Below are 15,087 nucleotides of genomic sequence, written 5' to 3' on the forward strand. Positions count from 1 at the left end.
AGGGGATGAGACGGGAGGGTGAGGGACAGAGAGGGACGATGGGCGTCCGCCATCGGGCATCAGCCACCGGGCGTGCCGAGCCGCGCCGGAGCGGGATCCGTCCTGGCCGCGGTACGGGCGATGTTGCGGGCCATGCCGCCGAACACGACCGCGTGGAACGGCGACACGCTCCACCAGTAGGCGTGGCCGAGCAGCCCGTGGGGATGGAACAGGGCGCGCTGGCGGTAACGGACGCCACCGTGCTCGTCCGTGTCGACGTACATCTCCAGCCACGCGAGACCCGGCAGCCGCATCTCGGCGCGCAGCCGCAGCAGGTGTCCTCGCTCGATCTCCTCGACGCGCCAGAAGTCGAGCGAGTCGCCGACCCGCAGTCGTGCCGCGTCGCGGCGCCCTCGGCGCAGGCCCACCCCGCCGACCAGCCGGTCCAGCCAACCGCGCACGGCCCAGGCGAGAGGGAAGGAGTACCAGCCGTTGTCACCGCCGATGCCCTCGATCACCCGCCACAGGGCCTCGGGCGGGGCGTCGACCGTCAGCCCGCGCCGGTCCGTGTAGAGGCTGCCGCCCGACCAGTCGGGGTCGGTGGGCAGCGGGTCGCTCGGGGCGCCCGGCACCGAGGCGGACGACCAGCGCGTGGTGACCCTGGCCTCCCGGACGCGTCGCAGGGCCAGCCGCACCGACTCCTCGAAGCCGATCGGCCCGCCGGGCTGGTCGGGCACATACCGGGCGATGTCGTGTTCGTGGCAGACGACCTCGTGGCGCAGCGACTCGGTGAGCGGGCGCGCGATGGAGTTCGGTACGGGCGTGACCAGTCCGACCCAGTGGCTGGAGAGCCGGGGCGTCAGCACCGGTACCGGCACGATCAGCCTTCGGGGCAGGCCCGCGACAGCCGCGTATCTGACCATCATCTCGCGGTACGTCAGGATCTCCGGGCCGCCGATGTCGAACGCCCGGCCGACGTCGTCCGGCATCCGCGCGGCGCCCACCAGCGTGCGCAGCACGTCCCGTACCGCGATGGGCTGGATCCGCGTATGGACCCAGCTGGGGGTGACCATCACCGGCAGTCGCTCGGTGAGATAGCGCAGCATCTCGAAGGACGCCGAACCCGAACCGATGATGACCGCCGCGCGCAGCACGGTCGTCGGCACCCCGGAGTCCAGCAGGACCCGGCCGACCTCGGCCCGGGAACGCAGATGCGGCGACAGTTCCTTCTCCGGCACTCCGGCGGGGGTGAGCCCGCCCAGATAGACGATCCGGCGCACGCCCGCCGCGCGGGCCCGTTCCCCGAAGGTGCGGGCCGCTCTGCGGTCGGTCTCCTCGAAGCCCTTGCCCGTGCCGAGCGCGTGCACCAGGTAGTACGCGACGTCGATGTCCCGCATCGCTCCGGCGACGGACTCGGGGTCGGTGACGTCCCCGCGCACTACCTCGACGTCACCCGCCCACTCGTGGTCGCGGAGGGCGCCGGGGGAGCGGGCCATGCAGCGCACCCGGTGGCCGGCGGCGAGGAGCTCCGGGACGAGCCGGCCGCCGATGTATCCCGTCGCGCCCGTCACCAGGCACCGCAGCCCGCCTTCGGAGACGTCACCGCTCATGAGTTCTCAGCCTTCCGTGTCGGTGTCCCCCTGCTGATCACTTCCCTGGTGAAGGCCCCTTTGGATGCGCCGACCGGGCCACTGCGGCCATCCGGGTCGTGGGCCTTGGCACATGTCCGCGCAGATCGGGGGCAGACGAAGTCCAGGAAGAGACTCGTTGGTCGATGCTGGAGGTGGCTGCCGTCATGGGCGCGAAGGTGCTGGAGCGGTTTCCCGCGGGAGCCCCGCGCGGATCGTGGCCCGCGGAGGAGTACGCGGCACGGCGTCGCGCCGAGGGGCAGCCCGCGGCGGTCGTGATGGACCTGAAGTCGGACGCCTTCCTCGTGGTGGTCCCGGCGCGCGACGAGGACTGATCCCGCACGGCCGGGCGTCCCCTCGGGGCGAGCCCGGCCGGCGCCGCGTCACGGCCGGCCGGTCACCGTTCCCCCGAGTGCCGCCGCCCGGGCCACGAAGGCCTCGTGCAGATCGTGGGCGGCCCGCGGCACCGAGTCCGCCCTGCGCCGCTGCAGCATCAACAGAACCCGCGTCGAGTCGTCGGCCAGCGGACGGCAGACGATCGAGCCCTGCCGTTCCAGCGGATCGTCGATCACGCTGAAGTCGGGCAGCACCGTGGCCCCCAGCCCTTCCGCCACCATCAGCTTGCCCATCTCCGCGCCGTCGGTGGAGTAGGAGAAGGACGGCTCACGGTCGCCCAGCAGCCGGTGGACGTAACGGTGCATCACATAGCCGGAGCGCATCGCGATGAGCGGTTCGGCGAGCAGATCGGACACCGAGACGACCGGGAGCGACGCGAGCGGGCTGTCCGGCCGTACGCACACCACCGGCCGCCCGCGCAGCAGCTCCGTGGAGTCGAAGTCGGCGGCCACGTCGTCCCCCTCCAGGTGGTTCACCAGACCGAGGTCGAAGCCACCCTCCAGCAGAGTCCGGTGGATCTCCGACTGCTGGGCGCCGACGACCTCCACCTGCGTCGCCGGATGCGTGGCGCGGAACTCCCGTACGGCCGGAATGAGCAGCGGCACCGTCGCCGCGTTCACCGTGCCGACGCGCACCATGCGGCTGATGCGGTGCTGCTCGCCCGCGGCACCCCGGAGCCGGTCCACCGCGTCGAGGACGTTGATGATGTGCGGCAGCAGCTCCCGCCCCTCCGCGCTCATCTTCGCGCCGGACCTCTTGCGCTCCAGGAGATCGACCCCGAGTTCACGCTCCAGATTCCGGACGGTCTCGCTCAACGCGGGCTGGGACAGATGCAGTTCCTCGGCGGCCCGGCGCAGCGAACCCAGCCGGGTGACCGCCGTGATGTATTCCAGCTGCTCTATTCGCACCCCAGCAGAATGCGATGCGCGCACCGTCCTGTTCAAGGGCTGCCCTGTCACGCCTTCGTGAAATTCGCCGGTCCGCGATGCGAGACCGATCGGGTATTCCTTGACGGTCCCGACCGACGGCTGCCACGATCGAGAACATGATGATGCGACTGGACCTCACGCGGCGACGCCATGTCGACCTTGCGCGTGTCTCCAGCGCCGCCTGTTGCTCCGCGGCCTGATCCACCGGATCCGCTGCGCCTCTCACCCCCTCTTCTTCCGACGCCCATGGCTGCCGTAAAGCCGTGAGTCGCTTTCCGCCGCCCGAATTCGGCAACGCACCGCCACTCGCCGAATTCGGCCTGCCTGAATTCCCCGCAACAGGAGTTCCGCATGCCTGCCGAAAACCCGTCCGCAGACCCCGTCCGCTTCGCCTACTGGGTGCCCAATGTCAGCGGCGGCCTGGTCACCAGCAAGATCGAACAGCGCACCGACTGGGGCTACGAGTACAACCGCGAACTCGCCGTCCTCGCCGAGAACAACGGCTTCGACTACGCCCTCAGCCAGGTCCGCTACATGGCCAGCTACGGCGCCGAGTTCCAGCACGAGTCGACCAGCTTCAGCCTCGCCCTGCTGCTCGCCACCCAGCGTCTGAAGGTCATCGCCGCCGTCCACCCGGGCCTGTGGCACCCGGGCGTCCTCGCCAAACTCGGCGCCACCGCCGACCACTTGTCGAACGGCCGCTTCGCCGTCAACGTCGTCTCCGGCTGGTTCAAGGGCGAGTTCACCGCACTCGGCGAGCCCTGGCTGGAGCACGACGAGCGCTACCGCCGCTCCGAGGAGTTCATCCGGGCCCTGCGCCAGATCTGGACCGAGGACCACACCGAACTCGCAGGTGACTTCTACCGGTTGCGCGACTTCTCCCTCAAGCCCAAGCCCCTCAACACCGTCGGGCGCCCGCACCCGGAGATCTTCCAGGGCGGCAACTCCACCGCCGCCCGCGCGATGGCCGGCCGGGTCTCCGACTGGTACTTCTCCAACGGCAAGGACTTCGACGGGGTCGTCGAACAGCTCGCGGACGTACGGGCGTCGGCGGCCCAAGTCGGCCGTACGGCACCGAAGTTCGGCCTCAACGGCTTCCTGATCGCCCGCGACACCGAGGCCGAGGCCCGCGAGACCCTCCGCGAGATCGTCGCCCACGCCGACCGCGAGGCCGTCGAGGGATTCGGCGCCGCAGTGAAGCAGGCGGGACAGTCCGCCGCGGACGGCAAGGGCATGTGGCAGGACTCCTCCTTCGAGGACCTCGTCCAGTACAACGACGGCTTCCGTACGGGGCTGATCGGCACCCCGGAGCAGATCGCCGAGCGGATCGTCGCCTACAAGCGCCTCGGCGTCGACCTCCTGCTCCTCGGCTTCCTCCACTACCACGAGGAGGTCGAGTACTTCGGCCGCCGCGTGCTCCCCCTCGTACGCGAACTGGAAGCCCAACTCCCGGACAGCGAGCCCGAGTCCGCCCCCGTCCACGCGTGACCGACCGCTCCCTCACTCCGGGGCGCCTCCCGCACCGAGGCGCCTCTCGTCCCGAAAGAGGACCCATGGCCACCGTCCTGTCCGTCTCCGGCAGCCCCTCCGCCTCCTCCCGCACCAATCGACTCCTGCGCCACCTGGACAACCGGCTGACCGCTCAGGGCCACGAGGTGGTCCCGCTCGACGTCCGTACGATCCCCGCCGAGGCCCTGCTCGGCGCCGACTTCAGGCATCCTGCGATCGTCGAGGCCACCGCGCTCTTCGACCGCGCCGACGGCATCGTCATCGGCACCCCCGTCTACAAGGCCGCCTACTCGGGCGTCCTCAAGGCGCTGCTCGACCTGCTCCCGCAGTACGCCCTCACCGGCAAGACCGTGCTGCCCCTGGCCACCGGTGGCACCACCGCACATGTGCTGGCCATCGACTACGCCCTGCGGCCGGTGCTCAGCTCCATGGGCGCCCGGCACATCGTCCAGGGCTGGTTCACCCTCGACAAGGACATCGCGGTGGGCGAGGACGGCGGACTCACGGTGGCGCCCGCGGCCGCCGAGGCGCTGACCCAGGTGCTCGACCAGTTCTCCGAGGCGCTGGGCCGTACGCCGATCCTGGCCGCGGCGGGCTGACCGTGTCCGCCCAGGCCTCCGACCAGGCGTCCCCACGGACCTCCGTACGCGGCGGCTCACAGGCTTCCGTACGCGGCGCCGCCAAGCTCATCGCCGACGATGCCGAGGCCTTGGCCGTCGCCGCCGCGCTGGCCGACGAGTTCCGGGCCGGGGCCTCCCGGCGGGACGCCGAACGCGGGCTCCCCCGCGAGGAGTTGGACAGGCTCTCCGACTCCGGTCTGCTCGCCGTCACCGTGCCCGCCGAGCACGGTGGCGCCGACGTACGCCAGGAGACCCTCGCCGAGATCTTCCGGCTCCTCGCCTCGGCCGACGCCAGCCTCGCCCAGATCCCGCAGAGCCACTTCGTCTACGTCAATGTGATCCGCCGTCAGGGGACCCCGGAACAGCGGGCGTTCTTCTTCGGCGAGGTGCTGGCGGGGCGCCGCTTCGGCAACGCCCAGTCGGAGGCGGGCACGAAGCACGTCCAGGACATCCGCACCCGACTGGAGCCGGCCCCGGACGGTTCGTACGTCCTCACCGGGGTCAAGCACTACTCCACGGGTGCCCTCTTCGCCGACTGGATTCCGGTGCTCGCCCGAGCCGAGGACGACAATCTGCACGTGGCGTACGTACCCCGGGACGCCGAGGGACTCACGGTCGTCGACGACTGGGACGGCATGGGCCAGCGCACCACCGCCAGCGGCACCGTCAGGCTCGACGCCGTGCCCGTGCCCGCCGACCGGGTCCTCCCGCACCATCTCACCTTCCAGGGTCCCCAACTCCACGGCGCGGTGGCCCAGTTGCTGCACGCCGCCATCGATGCCGGGATCGCGGCGGGCGCACTCGCCGAGGCCGCGGAGTTCGTTCGCACGAAGAGCCGCCCGTGGTTCGAGAGCGGTGTCGAGACCGCCGCCGAGGATCCACTGCTCGTCCAGCGCTTCGGAGAGCTGGCCGTTCAGGTGCGGGCCACCGAGGCGCTGCTCGGCGCGGCGGCCCGGGCGGTCGACACGGCCCGCGCCCACCTCACGGATGCCTCGGCCGCCGAGGCGTCCATCGCCGTGGCCGCCGCGAAGGCGCACGCCGCGAGCACCGCCGTCGAGGTGTCGGGCGCGCTCTTCGAGGTGTCCGGCACCCGGTCCGCCCTCAACTCCCTCAATCTGCACCGGCATTGGCGCGACGCCCGCACCCACACACTGCACGACCCGGCCCGCTGGAAGATCCAGCACATCGGCCGGTACGTACTGAACGGCACGCCGCCGCCACGGCACGGACTCCTCTGAGACCGGACTTCTCCCGGACCGGACTTCGGGCCGGACCCCTCTGGGAGCGGACTCCTCCGAGACCCGGAAAGCGCCCCCCGCACCACCCCACACCCCCCGATCGGAGAACGGACCCGTGTCCCTCACCTTCCACTGGTTCCTGCCCACCAACGGCGACAGCCGCCATGTCGTCGGCGGCGGCCACGGCACCCCGGCCACGGTGTCCGGCCGGGACCGGCCGCCGACGGTCGCCTATCTCAGCCAGATCGCCCGCGCCGCCGAGGACCTCGGCTTCGTCGGAGCGCTCACGCCCACCGGCGCCTGGTGCGAGGACGCCTGGCTGACCACCGCGATGGTCAGCCAGAACACCGAGCGGCTGAAGTTCCTGGTGGCGTTCCGGCCGGGCTTCGTCTCGCCGACGCTCGCCGCGCAGATGGCGTCCACCTTCCAGCGCCAGTCCGGCGGACGGCTCCTCCTCAACGTCGTCACCGGCGGCGAGAGCCACGAGCAGCGCGCCTACGGCGACTTCCTCGACAAGGACGCCCGCTACCGCCGTACCGGCGAGTTCCTGCAGATCGTCCGGGACCTGTGGGAGGGCAGGACCGTCGACCTGTCAGGCGAGTTCCTCCAGGTCGAGGACGCCCGCCTCGCCCGCGTGCCCGACCCGGTCCCCGAGGTGTACTTCGGCGGATCCTCGCCCATCGCGGGCGAGGTCGCGGCCAAACACGTGGACGTGTACCTCACCTGGGGCGAACCGCCCGCGCAGGTCGCCGAGAAGATCGCGTGGGTCCGCGCGCTGGCGGAGAAGGAGGGCCGCAGCGTCCGGTTCGGCATCCGGCTGCACGTCATCACCCGCGACACCTCCGAGCAGGCCTGGGCGGAGGCGGACCGGCTGCTGGCCGGATTCGACCCGGAGACCGTGAAGTCCGTACAGGCCGGTCTCGCCCGCAGCGAGTCCGAGGGCCAGCAGCGGATGCTCGCCCTGCACGGCGGCGGCAACCGCGACGGCCTGGAGATCCACCCCAACCTCTGGGCCGGCATCGGCCTCGTGCGCGGCGGCGCGGGCACCGCCCTGGTCGGCAGCCACGACGAGGTCGCCGAACGGATCAAGGAGTACCAGGCCATCGGCATCGAGGAGTTCGTCCTGTCCGGCTATCCGCACCTGGAGGAGGCGTACTGGTTCGGCGAGGGCGTCCTGCCCCGGCTCGCCGCACAGGGCCTGTGGCGGCACCCCTTCGCCGAGCGGCCTGCCCCCGCGGCACAGGTGCCGTTCGCGAGCTGAGGATCCGGGGGCGCACTCGTCACCCGGTGGCCCTCCGGAACGCCGCACCCCCCGCGCCCTCGGAAAATCGCTGTACGCGGCCACCTCCCGGGTGATGACCTTGTGTGAGCCGCCCAGCTCGCACAAGGCAGCGAGGCGGCGGGGGAGAGGGGCGACGGCCGTGACCGCCAAGAACAACATCCTGCTGTCCGGCATCGTCGGTTCCACCGCCTACGGCCTGGCCCACGCGGGCTCGGACGTGGACCGCCTCGGCATGTTCGCCGCCCCCACCGAGGACCTCCACGGCCTGCACCCGCCGAAGCAGTCCCACGTCACGACCAATCCCGACAGCACCCTCCATGAAGCGGCCAAGTGGTGCCGGCTCGCCCTGGGCGGCAACCCGACGGTCACCGAACTGGTGTGGCTGCCCGACGAGTTGTACGAGGTCCGCACCCCGCTGGGCGACGAACTCATCGGCATCCGTACGACGTTGCTGTCCGCGAAGCGCGTCCGTGACGCCTATCTCGGTTACGCCACCCAGCAGTTCAAGCGTCTCTACGACCGTGGCGACAGCTCGTTCTCCGCGGACACCCGGAAGCGCACGGCCAAGCACGCCCGACATCTGCGCCGCCTGTGCCACCAGGGATTCGAGCTGTACGCCACCGGGAGCCTGAGCATCCGCGTCGAGGACCCGGAGGAGTACCACCGCTTCGGCGAACAGGTGACAGCCGACGCCATGGCCGCGCTACCCCTGCTCAAGCACTACGAGACGGCCTTCGACGAGACCCCCAGCGCCCTGCCGGAACAGCCCGACGAGGCGCCCGTCGAGGCATGGCTGCGCCGGGTCCGCGCCCACTACTACACGCCGGCGGCTGCGCCGGGACGCTGACCGAAAAAATCTCCCGTGGATGTCGTGGCGTGTGTCGATCCGGCGGTTCCCCCTTCGTGTAGTCAGTGAGAGACCACCAAGGAGGACATGTCATGAAGCACTACCTGTTGAGCGTGATGCAGCCGGTGGGGGAGCCGCCCGAGCCCGAGGTCCTGGAAGGGATCATGCACAACCTCGAGGTCTTCCACGCCGAGCTGAAGGAGGCCGGTGCCTGGGTGTTCGCCGGGGGACTGCACGCGCCCGAGACGGCCACCGTGCTGCGGGCCGACAAGGGGGACGTACTGATCACCGACGGGCCCTACACCGAGAGCAAGGAGTACCTCGGCGGGATCTGTCTCATCAAGGCACCCGACCTCGACGCGGCACTCGAATGGGGCCGTAAGGCGACGGTGGCGACCACGCTCCCCATCGAGGTGCGCCCCTTCATGGGCGAGGCCGAGGGCTGAGGCAGAAGAGTGAGCACTGAGGGCAGGGGAGTGAGGGATGAAGGCAGGGAAGTGAGGGCTGAGGACCGATGACCGCGAAGGCCGGCATCGAGGCCGTCTTCCGCGCGGAGTACGGCCGCGCGGTCGCCGTCCTCGTCCGCTTCCTCGGCGACATCGACCTCGCCGAGGAAGCGGTCCAGGACGCGTTCGCCACGGCGGTGCGGAAGTGGCCGGAGGCGGGGACCCCGCCGAGCCCGGCCGGGTGGATCATCACCACCGCCCGCAACCGGGCCGTCGACCGGCTGCGGCGTGAGTCCTCACGAGAGGCCCGGCACACCGAGGCGGCCCAGCTGTACGCCCCCGACGCACCGCCCGAGGAGGGCCCCGTGCGCGACGACCGGCTCCGTCTGATCTTCACCTGCTGCCACCCCGCGCTCGCCACCCAGGCCCAGGTCGCCCTCACCCTGCGACTCCTCGGCGGGCTCACCACGCCACAGATCGCGCGCGCCTTCCTCGTACCCGAGCCCACCATGGCCCAGCGCCTGGTCAGGGCCAAGGCCAAGATCCGCGACGCCCGCATCCCGTACCGCGTCCCGCGTGACGCCGACCTCCCGGAACGGGTCAGGGGAGTGCTGGCCGTCGTCTACCTCGTCTTCAACGAGGGGTACGGCGGCAAGGAGGACCTGCGCGCGGAGGCCGTGCGCCTGGGCCGCCTCCTCGCCGAGCTGATGCCGGACGAGCCGGAGGTCCTCGGGCTGCTCGCGCTGATGCTCCTGATCGAGGCACGCCGCCCGGCCCGGGAGACCCCCGACGGGGACCTGGTCCTCCTCTCCGACCAGGACCGCCACCTCTGGGACCGTGACCTGATCACCGAGGGTCAGTCCCTGGTGCGCCGCTGCCTGCGCCTGGACCGGCCGGGCCCTTACCAGATCCAGGCCGCGATCAACGCCGTCCACAGCGACGCGCCCACCGCGGCCGCCACCGACTGGGGCCAGATTCTCGCGCTCTACGACCAGCTCATGGCTCTCGCCCCGAGTCCGGTCGTCGCCCTCAACCGCGCGGTGGCGGTCGCCGAGACCGAGGGCCCGCGCACGGCCCTCGCCCTCGTCGACGCCCTCGATCTCGACGGCTACCACGCCTTCCACGCCGTACGAGCCGAACTGCTGCGGCGCACCGGGCGGACGACGGAAGCGGCAGCGGCGTACGAGGCGGCCGTCGCCCTCACCGAGAACCCGGCCGAGCGCGCCCACCTGGAGCGCCGCAGGACGGAACTCCGGGTGGAGCAGACTTGAGAGCTCCGGGCGGAGTGAACCTGGGAGCTCCAGGTGGCGTGAACCCGGAGTGAACCGCTACACGCTCAGCGCCTCCCGCACCGACCGCTCAGCCTCCTGCCCGCCCTCGCCGAACGACGTGACCCGGCCCGCCTCCAGGACGTAGTACCGCTGCGCCGCCCGCATCGCGAAGCCGACGTGCTGTTCGACGAGGAGCACCGAGAGCCCGCCGCGGGCGGCCAGCGCGAGGATCGTCTCCTCGATCTCGGCCACGACCGAGGGCTGGATGCCCTCGGTCGGCTCGTCGAGCAGGAGAATCCGAGGCTCCGTCACCAGGGCCCGGGCGATGGCCAGTTGCTGCCGCTGGCCGCCGGAGAGCAGCCCCGCCCGCCGCCCCGACAGAGTCCTCAGCGCGGGGAACAGGTCGAGCGCCTCGTCGATCGCCGCCCTGCCGCGCCTGCGGCCGTCCGCGACCAGCTGGAGGTTCTCCGCCGTCGTGAGATGTGGGAAGGCCTGCTGGCCCTGCGGCACGTACGCCATGCCGCGCGCCACGCGCTCGTGAGGCTTGCGGCGGCCGATGTCCTCGCCGTCGAGACGGATCGCACCGCTCGACGGGGTGAGCAGCCCCACGGCCGCCCGCAGCAGCGTGCTCTTGCCCGCGCCGTTGTGCCCGAGCACCGCGGCGACACCGTCGTCCGGCACCTCCACGGAGACTCCGTGCAGGACGAGACTGCGGTGGTAGCCGACCCGTATGTCGTCGATCTCCAGCTTCATATCGGTGTCACGCCTCCTGTACGGCCGCACTGGGGGCGGCGCCACCCGCGGGCTCGGGCTCCTCGGGCAGAATCAACTCGGCGCCCTCAACCGCCGCGTGCCCGAGGTACACCTCCTGCACCTTCGGGTCGGCCTGTACCTCGGCCACCGTCCCCTCGCTCAGCACTTTGCCCGCGTGCAGCACACTGACGCTGCGCGCGAAGGAACGCATGAAGTCCATGTCGTGCTCGATGACGACCACGGTCCGCTCCTCGCTGATGCGCTCCAACAGCTCGCCCGTGGCCTGCCGTTCGTCGTGGCTCATCCCGGCGACCGGCTCGTCGAGCAGCAGCAGTCGTACGTCCTGCACGAGGAGCATGCCGATCTCCAGCCACTGCTTCTGCCCGTGGGCGAGCGTTCCGGCGGGGGAGTCGGCCAGCTCCGCGAGCCCGACCGTCTCCAGGGCACGCGCGACGGGCTCCGGCACGCCCTTGCGGCGCCGCAGCATCGTCAGCATGCCTCGTCCGGCACCGGCCGCGATGTCCAGGTTCTGAAGGACCGTCAACTCCTCGAAGACGGTGGCGGTTTGGAACGTGCGGCCGATCCCCGACCGGGCGATGGTGTGCACGCTCCGCCCCAGCAGTTCCGCCCCGCCGAAGAGCACGGAGCCCTCGGCCTTCACGAGGCCCGTGACGGCGTCGACGAGCGTGGTCTTGCCCGCGCCGTTGGGTCCGATCAGGAAGCGCAGATCGCCCGGCCGCACGTCGAGGTCCACTCCGTCGACGGCGGTGAACCCGTCGAAGGACACCCGCAGTCGGCGTATCTCAAGGCCCGAGAGTTCACTCATGCTGTGTCTCCAAGAGCGCTCATGCTGCTTCTCCAAGAGGAAGGGCAGGTGTCTTTTCCCCGGTCCCGTCCCCGGCTGTGCCGCCGGTCGCGCGCGAGGACCTGCGCCGCCGGACGATCCCCACCAGCGAGGCGAGGCCACCAGGGAGGAACGCCAGGGCCACGATGAACAGCAGCCCCTGGAAGTAGGTCCAGGCCGCCGGGAACTCCTCCGACAGAGCCGTCTTCGCCCAGGCCACCCCGACCGCGCCGAGTACCGCGCCGACCAGGCTGGCCCGGCCGCCGACCGCGGCACCGATGACGAACTCGATCGAAGGGACGATGCCGATCATCGCCGGGGAGATGATGCCGACCGCGGGCACGAACAGCGCGCCCGCGAGTCCGGCCATGCCGGCCGCCACGACGTACGCGACGAGCTTCACGTTCGCCGGGTTGTAGCCGAGGAAGCGCACCCGCTCCTCGGAGTCCCGTACGGCGACGAGGAGTTCGCCGTAGCGGCTGTGGATCAGCTGCCGGGCGAGGGCGATCAGCAGCAACAGCGCGGCGGCGATGATGAAGTACACCATCCGCTGGTTGACCGGGTCGTTGAGGTCGTAGCCGAAGAAGCCCTGGATGTCGGTGAGTCCGTTGGTGCCGCCGGTCGTGGCCTGCTGGCCGATCAGCCAGATCGCGAAGGCCGCGGCGAGCGCCTGGCTGAGGATCGCGAAGTATGCGCCCTTGACCCGGCGGCGGAAGATGAACGAACCGAGGATCGCGGCGACGGCCATCGGCAGCAGCACGGTCGCGGCGAGCGCGAAGAGCGGGTTCTCGAACGGCCGCCACCACCAAGGGAGTTCGGTGGCCGTGCCGTACAGCTGCATGAAGTCGGGAAGGTTGCCCGGACCCGCGTCGGCGATCTTCAGATGCATCGCCATGGCGTAGCCGCCGAGCCCGAAGAACACGCCCTGCCCGAGTGTGAGCAGTCCGCCGCGGCCCCAGGCCAGGCAGATGCCGACGGCGACCATCGCGGTGCACAGGTACTTGGCGAGCAGCCCGAGCCGGAAGTCCGACAGGGCCAGCGGGGCCACGGCGAACAGGGCGAGCGCGGCAGCGGCGAATCCGGCCCAGGCGCGCGCCGACCGGCCTTTGAGCAGGGGCAGCAGGGTCATACGAGACTCCTCGTACGCAGCGTGTACAGCCCCTGGGGCCGCCACTGGAGGAACGCGACGATGGCCACGAGGACGAGTACCTTCGCGACGCTGACGGTGGTGGAGTACTCGAGAACGGACTGCAGGACGCCTAGGACGAAGGCGACGATGACCGTCCCCTTGAGCTGTCCGATGCCGCCGACCACGATCACCAGGAACGCGTCGATGATGATGTTGGTGCCCATGGTCGGACCGATCGGACCGACCAGCGTGAGTGCGACGCCCGCGACACCCGCGAGCCCGGACCCGAGGAAGAAAGCGGTCCGGTCCACCCGCGAGGTGGAGATGCCGGACACCTCGGCGAGATCGCGGATCTGCACGACCCCGCGGATCCGGCGGCCGAGCGGAGTCAGCCGCAGCGTCAGCGACAGCGCGACCACGGCTGTGATCGCCAACCCCAGAATGAACAGGCGGCTGTTGGCGAAGGTCAGCGGATCGTCGCCGCCGATGACGGTGATGTTCCCGGTGAGCAGGTCGGGCGCGCGGGTCTGCACGTTCGGCGCGCCGAAGATGTCCCGGGCCGCCTGCTGGAGCATCAGCGAGACACCCCAGGTGACGAGCAGCGTGTCGAGCGGCCGCAGATACAGACGGCGGATGAGCACCCATTCGAGGAGCGCACCGAGTGCTCCGGCGACCAGGAAGGCGACCGGCAGCGCGACGAGCAGCGAGAGCCCCGCGCTGGAGATGGACTTCTGGAGGACGTACGTGGTGTAGGCGCCGGCCATGATGAACTCGCCGTGGGCCATGTTGATGACGTTCATCTGGCCGAAGGTGAGCGAGAGACCGAGCGCGATGAGCAGCAGGACGGCACCGATGCTGATGCCGGTGAAGGTCTGACCGAGGATCACGGTCATACGGCGGCTCCGGGGAGGCGGGACGCGGGGCCGGCCCTCGTCGCCGAAGGCCGGCCCGCACGTGACGGTCGGTCAGGAGAGGCCGGAGGCCCAGGAGTAGCCCTTCAGATACGGGTCCGGCTTGATCGCCTTGCCGGAGTCCCACACCTGCTCGATCAGCCCGTCGGTGCCGATCTTCCCGATCCGGGCGGTCTTGTAGATGTGCTGGCTCGCGCCGTCCACGGTGACCTCGCCCTCGGGAGCGTCGAAGGTGATGCCGTCGGAGGCCGCCTTCACCTTCTCCGGGTCGAAGGACTTGGCCTTCTCGACCATCGCCTTCCACAGGTAGACCGAGGTGTACGCGGCCTCCATCGGGTCACTGGTCGGCTTGTCCTGGCCGTACTTGGCCTTGTAGGCCTTCACGAACTTGGTGTTCGCCTCGCCCGCGGTCGTCTGGTAGTAGTTCCAGGCCGTCAACTGGCCCGCCAGGTACTGCGATCCGATCGACTTGACCTCTTCCTCGGCGATCGACACCGAGACCACCGGCATGCTCTTGGCGGTCAGACCGGCCGACTTGTACTCCTTGAAGAAGGCCACGTTCGAGTCGCCGTTGAGGGTGTTGAAGACCGCGTCGGCCTTCGACGCCTTCACCTTGTTGGCGATGGTGCTGAACTCGGTGGAACCCAGCGGCGCGTAGTCCTCGCCGAGCACCTTCATGCCATTGGCCTTCGCGTACGCCCTGATGATCTTGTTGGCGGTGCGCGGGAAGACATAGTCGCTGCCGACGAGGTAAATGCTCTTCTTGCCCTGGCTCTTGAGGTAGTCGAGCGCCGGGACGATCTGCTGGTTGGTGGTGGCGCCCGTGTAGAAGATGTACGGGGACTCCTCGAGTCCCTCGTACTGCACGGGATAGAACAGCAGGGACTTGTTCTTCTCGAAGACAGGCTTCACGGCCTTGCGGCTCGCGGAGGTCCAGCAGCCGAAGGTGGCCGCGACCCGGTCCTCCTTGATGAGCTTGTTCGCCTTCTCGGCGAACGTCGGCCAGTCGGAGGCGCCGTCCTCGCTGATCGGTTTGACCTTCTTGCCGAGCACTCCGCCCGAGGCGTTGATCTCGTCGATCGCCAGCTTCAGCGAGTCGCGTACGGTCACCTCGCTGATCGCCATGGTGCCGGAGAGCGAGTTGAGCAGGCCGACCTTGACCGTGTCGCCGCTCGTGTCGGCCTTGGCGGCCGCGTCGGACGACCCGCCCGCCGCGTCGGTCTTGGCGCCGCACGCGGAGAGCACGACGACGGCGGTGAGCGCGGCGGCGCCCGCCATCACCCGGCGCCGGGAAGGACCGGACTC

16 protein-coding genes are annotated in these 15,087 nt (G+C 70.5%); 9 read left to right on the forward strand and 7 right to left on the reverse strand.

Annotated elements, in window-relative coordinates; all coding sequences use genetic code 11:
* Positions 1 to 59: 59 nt before the first annotated feature.
* Positions 60 to 1,589, reverse strand: coding sequence for an SDR family oxidoreductase (locus JEQ17_RS44540; RefSeq protein WP_200400626.1), 1,530 nt, complete (start codon positions 1,587 to 1,589; stop codon positions 60 to 62).
* 164 nt (positions 1,590 to 1,753) lie between these two features.
* Here JEQ17_RS44540 and JEQ17_RS44545 point away from each other — a divergent pair, with 164 nt between their 5' ends.
* Positions 1,754 to 1,942, forward strand: coding sequence for a hypothetical protein (locus JEQ17_RS44545; RefSeq protein ID WP_200400627.1), 189 nt, complete (start codon positions 1,754 to 1,756; stop codon positions 1,940 to 1,942).
* A 48-nt stretch (positions 1,943 to 1,990) separates the two neighbouring features.
* On the opposite strand, the gene JEQ17_RS44550 is transcribed toward JEQ17_RS44545, so the two are convergent.
* Complete coding sequence (locus tag JEQ17_RS44550; protein WP_200400628.1) at positions 1,991 to 2,911, reverse strand: LysR family transcriptional regulator; 921 nt, start codon at positions 2,909 to 2,911, stop codon at positions 1,991 to 1,993.
* 143 nt (positions 2,912 to 3,054) lie between these two features.
* Between JEQ17_RS44550 and JEQ17_RS50955 the strand changes: the two genes are divergently transcribed.
* From JEQ17_RS50955 to JEQ17_RS44585, 8 genes are all read left to right on the forward strand, one after another.
* The gene (locus JEQ17_RS50955) at positions 3,055 to 3,132 is read left to right on the forward strand and encodes a putative leader peptide (RefSeq protein WP_353963659.1); all 78 of its coding nucleotides are present in this window, start codon (positions 3,055 to 3,057) and stop codon (positions 3,130 to 3,132) included.
* A 151-nt stretch (positions 3,133 to 3,283) separates the two neighbouring features.
* Entirely contained in the window at positions 3,284 to 4,420 is a 1,137-nt protein-coding gene (sfnG, locus tag JEQ17_RS44555) for a dimethylsulfone monooxygenase SfnG (protein ID WP_200400629.1), read from the forward strand.
* 65 nt (positions 4,421 to 4,485) lie between these two features.
* A complete protein-coding gene (gene ssuE / locus JEQ17_RS44560; RefSeq protein WP_200400630.1) occupies positions 4,486 to 5,040 on the forward strand; it encodes an NADPH-dependent FMN reductase in 555 nt (184 codons plus the stop codon).
* A gap of 89 nt (positions 5,041 to 5,129) precedes the next feature.
* On the forward strand, positions 5,130 to 6,299 hold the full coding sequence (locus tag JEQ17_RS44565; protein WP_200402042.1) for an SfnB family sulfur acquisition oxidoreductase: 1,170 nt from the start codon (positions 5,130 to 5,132) through the stop codon (positions 6,297 to 6,299).
* A gap of 115 nt (positions 6,300 to 6,414) precedes the next feature.
* On the forward strand, positions 6,415 to 7,560 hold the full coding sequence (locus JEQ17_RS44570) for an LLM class flavin-dependent oxidoreductase (protein ID WP_200400631.1): 1,146 nt from the start codon (positions 6,415 to 6,417) through the stop codon (positions 7,558 to 7,560).
* Positions 7,561 to 7,720: 160 nt separating this feature from the next.
* Complete coding sequence (locus JEQ17_RS44575) at positions 7,721 to 8,428, forward strand: nucleotidyltransferase domain-containing protein (RefSeq protein WP_234048603.1); 708 nt, start codon at positions 7,721 to 7,723, stop codon at positions 8,426 to 8,428.
* Between the two features lie 92 nt (positions 8,429 to 8,520).
* Positions 8,521 to 8,874, forward strand: a complete 354-nt coding sequence (locus JEQ17_RS44580) for a YciI family protein (RefSeq protein WP_200400633.1) — start codon at positions 8,521 to 8,523, stop codon at positions 8,872 to 8,874.
* A gap of 68 nt (positions 8,875 to 8,942) precedes the next feature.
* Positions 8,943 to 10,145: an RNA polymerase sigma factor gene (locus JEQ17_RS44585; protein ID WP_200400634.1), complete on the forward strand. Its 1,203-nt coding sequence runs from the start codon at positions 8,943 to 8,945 to the stop codon at positions 10,143 to 10,145.
* Between the two features lie 57 nt (positions 10,146 to 10,202).
* Here JEQ17_RS44585 and urtE read toward each other — a convergent pair whose 3' ends face one another.
* The 5 genes from urtE to urtA all read right to left on the reverse strand — a co-directional run bounded on the left by urtE (position 10,203) and on the right by urtA (position 15,060).
* Entirely contained in the window at positions 10,203 to 10,898 is a 696-nt protein-coding gene (gene urtE, locus JEQ17_RS44590; RefSeq protein ID WP_200400635.1) for an urea ABC transporter ATP-binding subunit UrtE, read from the reverse strand.
* Between the two features lie 7 nt (positions 10,899 to 10,905).
* On the reverse strand, positions 10,906 to 11,724 hold the full coding sequence (gene urtD, locus JEQ17_RS44595; RefSeq protein ID WP_200400636.1) for an urea ABC transporter ATP-binding protein UrtD: 819 nt from the start codon (positions 11,722 to 11,724) through the stop codon (positions 10,906 to 10,908).
* Positions 11,725 to 11,743: 19 nt separating this feature from the next.
* A complete protein-coding gene (gene urtC / locus JEQ17_RS44600) occupies positions 11,744 to 12,871 on the reverse strand; it encodes an urea ABC transporter permease subunit UrtC (RefSeq protein ID WP_200400637.1) in 1,128 nt (375 codons plus the stop codon).
* Positions 12,868 to 13,764 carry an urea ABC transporter permease subunit UrtB gene (gene urtB / locus JEQ17_RS44605; protein ID WP_200400638.1) on the reverse strand — a complete coding sequence of 299 codons (897 nt, stop codon included), beginning with the start codon at positions 13,762 to 13,764 and terminating at the stop codon, positions 12,868 to 12,870. Before urtB ends, urtC begins: the two co-directional genes overlap by 4 nt.
* Positions 13,765 to 13,836: 72 nt before the next feature.
* Positions 13,837 to 15,060 carry an urea ABC transporter substrate-binding protein gene (gene urtA, locus JEQ17_RS44610; protein ID WP_200400639.1) on the reverse strand — a complete coding sequence of 408 codons (1,224 nt, stop codon included), beginning with the start codon at positions 15,058 to 15,060 and terminating at the stop codon, positions 13,837 to 13,839.
* Positions 15,061 to 15,087: the final 27 nt, after the last annotated feature.

It is taken from the genome of Streptomyces liliifuscus, assembly GCF_016598615.1.
GTDB lineage: Bacteria > Actinomycetota > Actinomycetes > Streptomycetales > Streptomycetaceae > Streptomyces > Streptomyces liliifuscus.